At 51.9% G+C, this 3,837-nt stretch carries 5 protein-coding genes; 2 read left to right on the top strand and 3 right to left on the bottom strand.

Features of this window, described 5'->3' with window-relative positions; translation table 11 throughout:
* Positions 1 to 142 precede the first annotated feature (142 nt).
* Complete coding sequence (locus tag H6F43_RS02135; protein ID WP_190340367.1) at positions 143 to 1,261, top strand: hypothetical protein; 1,119 nt, start codon at positions 143 to 145, stop codon at positions 1,259 to 1,261.
* Between the two features lie 32 nt (positions 1,262 to 1,293).
* Here the strand turns inward: H6F43_RS02135 and H6F43_RS02130 are convergent, their stop codons facing one another.
* The 3 genes from H6F43_RS02130 to H6F43_RS22580 all read right to left on the bottom strand — a co-directional run bounded on the left by H6F43_RS02130 (position 1,294) and on the right by H6F43_RS22580 (position 2,189).
* Positions 1,294 to 1,626, bottom strand: coding sequence for a hypothetical protein (locus H6F43_RS02130; protein WP_190340366.1), 333 nt, complete (start codon positions 1,624 to 1,626; stop codon positions 1,294 to 1,296).
* 211 nt (positions 1,627 to 1,837) lie between these two features.
* Positions 1,838 to 2,068, bottom strand: coding sequence for a hypothetical protein (locus H6F43_RS02125; RefSeq protein ID WP_190340365.1), 231 nt, complete (start codon positions 2,066 to 2,068; stop codon positions 1,838 to 1,840).
* Positions 2,055 to 2,189 (bottom strand): hypothetical protein, encoded by a 135-nt coding sequence (locus H6F43_RS22580; RefSeq protein WP_277879850.1) that lies wholly within the window; start codon positions 2,187 to 2,189, stop codon positions 2,055 to 2,057. Before H6F43_RS22580 ends, H6F43_RS02125 begins: the two co-directional genes overlap by 14 nt.
* Before the next feature lie 482 nt (positions 2,190 to 2,671).
* Between H6F43_RS22580 and H6F43_RS02120 the strand changes: the two genes are divergently transcribed.
* Positions 2,672 to 3,837: cytochrome P450 (locus tag H6F43_RS02120; protein WP_190340364.1), on the top strand; the 1,166-nt coding region annotated here is incomplete at its 3' end.

The raw sequence follows: 3,837 nt of genomic DNA, 5'->3' as shown, positions 1-3,837 counted from the left end.
TCCACAAAACGAATCGTGGGTCGAGCCTCTCTTGAAGCAGACATAGATCCTAGAGCACCTTGAAACTCTCTATCCTCATTCTAGATTTCTCTCACTATAGTGACCAAAGAGGGGTAAGTGGTTTCTGGCAAAGGATGACTTAGTGAAAGCGGAGCGGTTTGTTGAGAAGCTGAAAGAGAACGATCGCATCCGCGAACTGGCAACCAATCCACTGCTCTTGACATTGCTGTGCCTCGTCTTTGGGGAGTTGGGCAGTTTTCCTGAAAATCGCGCTGCGCTGTACCGGGAAGGGTTGGATGTGCTGCTGAAGCGATGGGATAACTCGCGAAATATTGAGCGGGATGAAGTCTATCGAGAACTGGTACTGCAACGGAAAGAAGATCTGCTGAGCCAAATTGCCTGGGAACGGTTTGAGCAGGGGGACTATTTTTTCAAGCAGGAGGGCGTGACGGAGCAAATCACTGCTTATATTCGCAACTTACCGAATGCTCAAACCAACCCTGAAGCCCTGCAAGTTGACAGCAACGTGGTGTTGAAATCGATCGAAGCACAGCATGGATTACTGGTGGAACGGGCACGGGGCATTTATTCGTTCTCGCATTTGACCTTTCAAGAATATTTCACGGCTCGACGGGTGAAGGAAGAGGGCAGTGAGGAATTCTTGAAAGCGCTGGCTAGCCATGTCACCGAGAAGCGCTGGCGGGAAGTCTTTTTGCTCACGGTTGGAATGCTCAAGAACGCAGATCGTCTAATAGTGCTGATGAAACAGCAAATTGATGGGTCGTTAACAGATGATGACTTACTTCAGAATTTCCTGCATTGGGTCACTGAGAAATCTGGTTCCGTAACGGTGCGCTACAAGCCTGCTGCTGTTCGTGCTTTCTACTTCGCCCGCGCCCTCGACCTCGACCTCGCCCGCGACCACGCTCCTGAATTGCAGCAGGCGCTGAAACAGCTCAAAAACCAACTCCCCTCTTTTAACAACTGGGAAGTTTATGATCAATGGTGGGAAGCCAATGGACAAGCCTGGATTGAGCAACTTAGGGGTGTGATGATTCAACACCGCAACATTGGGCAGGATTGGCAGTTTAGCGAGGATCAGCAACGGTTGCTCCAGCAGTACTATGACGCCAATAAGCTGCTGGTAGATTGCCTCAACAGCGAGTGCTATGTCACCCGCGAAGTCCGGGACGAAATTGAAGCAACCCTACTCCTGCCGATTTCTACAAAAACTCCTCCCCAGCAAGGAGAGGAGCTTTGAATACTGATGGGTAAGTATTGAAGTAGACGGAATTATCGAGGTGAGTTGCAGACACGATTGAGCATTTTGCTAATTGCCGCAGATTGTGGCTTCATGAACGGTCCGAATATAGTACCGTCCTTGCCAGCGACTTGAAAACGACCATCGCAGGGAGTGTAGGCAGTTGGGCGATCGCGCCCGATTTGGTAGACGAAGAAGTAACCTCTTTTTCGTCCTTCAAGTTGAATGGAGTCCAGGTTCAGGTAGACCTTTTCGCTTGTGGAGGCAATGCCTTGGTATTCCCATCGATCAGCAGCGGTGGCGGGGAGACTGAGTGCGCTAAGGGTAGCGATGACAGCAAAGGTAGCGGTAATTGCTTTCAGCATTCTTAATCCTGTCCTTTAGAGTAGTGGCTACGTAAAGTTACTTAGCGCTATTGGACACAAAAGTCTCTACCGTTCAGTAGGAGCTAGTTCCGGAAATAGACTATATCAACGCTTAGAGAGTAGGGTATGCAACTTTTGAGGTGTGACAACGGAGAGGGTAGCCGATAGGGTTTTGCCATTGCGTGTCAGGGTCGTTAGAGCTGACGATCGCCTACCAACGGTAAGGGAAGGTTTCGCAGAGGCACTGACCAAAGCTGATGCGCTCCTCAATCCATCCGCTCGGCTCTCGTCGTCGCTGCCGCTGGGGTTGTTCTGGGGTACAAACCGAGGAGGTGAGACGATCGTGTTCTGGGGCAAACCTGGCATTCTCAACCCAGTAGCGCTCAACCTCTGGCAACAGTGAAGCCTGAAAGCCTTGTAGCATCTCGCTAATGCTTTCCATGCTGCTTCCTCCTGATCACCTCCAGCAGCGCTGAGAGCTGGGCGATCGCCTGATGCCGTCCGTCGCCGCTTCTGCCCTCGTATTTCCGACGCTTACGCTCCTTTGCCTTGTACCGGCTCAATAGTTCATCACACCTGCGCTGCTGGTCTTGGCGCCGTTGTGGAGCGCTTCTACCTGCCATTGTTTTGTTTAGAGCGTTTGCAGACGCTCACCTACTTGTGGCTAGCGTTACGTGGCAGTTTTAGGGAAGCTTTAGGGAAAAGCAGAAGTCGGTTGTCTCAAAGCCATATATATTGCCGGTTTCAAATCCAAAACTTGCTGATTGTAATCAGCCGGTCGCAAGTTCGAGTCTTGTCACCAGCTTTTTGTACATTCGCAGATTAATGCCGCTTTTTGGCAGAGACGCGATCGACTTCGGCGCGTACTATAACGTACTAACAAAGTAGTAGTGGACGATCTGCTAACTCAGCAGCTTGTGCAATCAGGGTCAGTCGAATGATAAATCCTGCGCGATCGGCTGAGGATTCAGTTGCCTGCGGAGCACTGGTTAACATGGAGAGACTCGCTTCCCTCAAACTCTAGTCTTGCAGACCCAACCGAACTATGGCTGACATTTCCACTCGATCGCTGAATGGTCCTCCTAAAACTCCATTCTGGCTACGTCGCCTCTGGGGACTGCGGTTCATCTTTCGCCCACTCGAAACCCTAGAGGCTCGCACTCAAGCCTATGGCGATAATTACCGAGTGTCTCCGCCTGACTCTAAATCCGCCTTGGTCTACTTCAGCAGTCCTGAGGCACTCGAAGCGATCTTCACGGCTAAGCCTGAGCAACTAAGCGCCGGACGAGGCAATAGCATTCTTACAGCGCTCTTGGGAGAGCATGGCATTGTTCTGCTCGAAGGCGTAGCGCACCAGCGTCAACGCCAGTTGTTGATGCCACCGTTTCACGGCGATCGCATGCGGTCTTATGCTCAGGTGATTCAAGAAATTACAGAGCAGGTGATGAGCCAATGGACAATTGGCACAACCTTCTCGGTGCGTCCAGTCATGCAGTCGATTTCCTTGCAGGTGATTCTGCGGGCGGTATTTGGTCTTGAGAGTGGGCAGCGCTATGAGCAGTTGCGGCACCTGCTCGGTCGGATGCTCGATGGCTTCAGCTCCCCCGCCGGCTCCGTCTTTTTGTTCTACCGCTTCTTGCAGCAGGATTTGGGGGCTTGGAGTCCGTGGGGGCGATTTTTGCGACTGCGGCAGCAAGTGGATGAATTGCTCTATGCCGAAATTGCCGATCGTCGTCGTCAGCCTGATACAAACAGAACCGATATTTTGGCATTGCTGATGGCAGCGCGGGACGCAGAAGGGCAACCGCTGAGCGAGATTGAACTACGGGATGAGTTAGTGACGCTGCTGTTTGCAGGACACGAAACGACGGCTTCTGCTCTAGCTTGGGCGCTGTACTGGATTATCCACCTGCCTGAGGTGCGCACCAAGCTGTTAGCAGAAGTTGAGGCGCTGGACCCCAAGGCTGATCCGATGACGATCGCGCGGCTTCCTTATTTGAGTGCAGTGTGTCAGGAAACTCTCCGCCTCTACCCCATTGCGATCAGCGCGTTTCCACGCGTGGTCAAGCAGCCAATGGAGATTGCAGGCTACGCGTTGGAACCAGGTACCGTGATCATGCCCTCAATTTATTTGGCGCATCATCGCGCTATTGTTTATCCAGAACCCAAGAAATTCAAACCTGAGCGGTTTTTAGAGCGGCAGTTTTCGCC

Source organism: Leptolyngbya sp. FACHB-36, from assembly GCF_014695955.1.
GTDB lineage: Bacteria > Cyanobacteriota > Cyanobacteriia > Leptolyngbyales > Leptolyngbyaceae > FACHB-36.
This window is presented reverse-complemented; position numbering and strand designations above follow the sequence as displayed.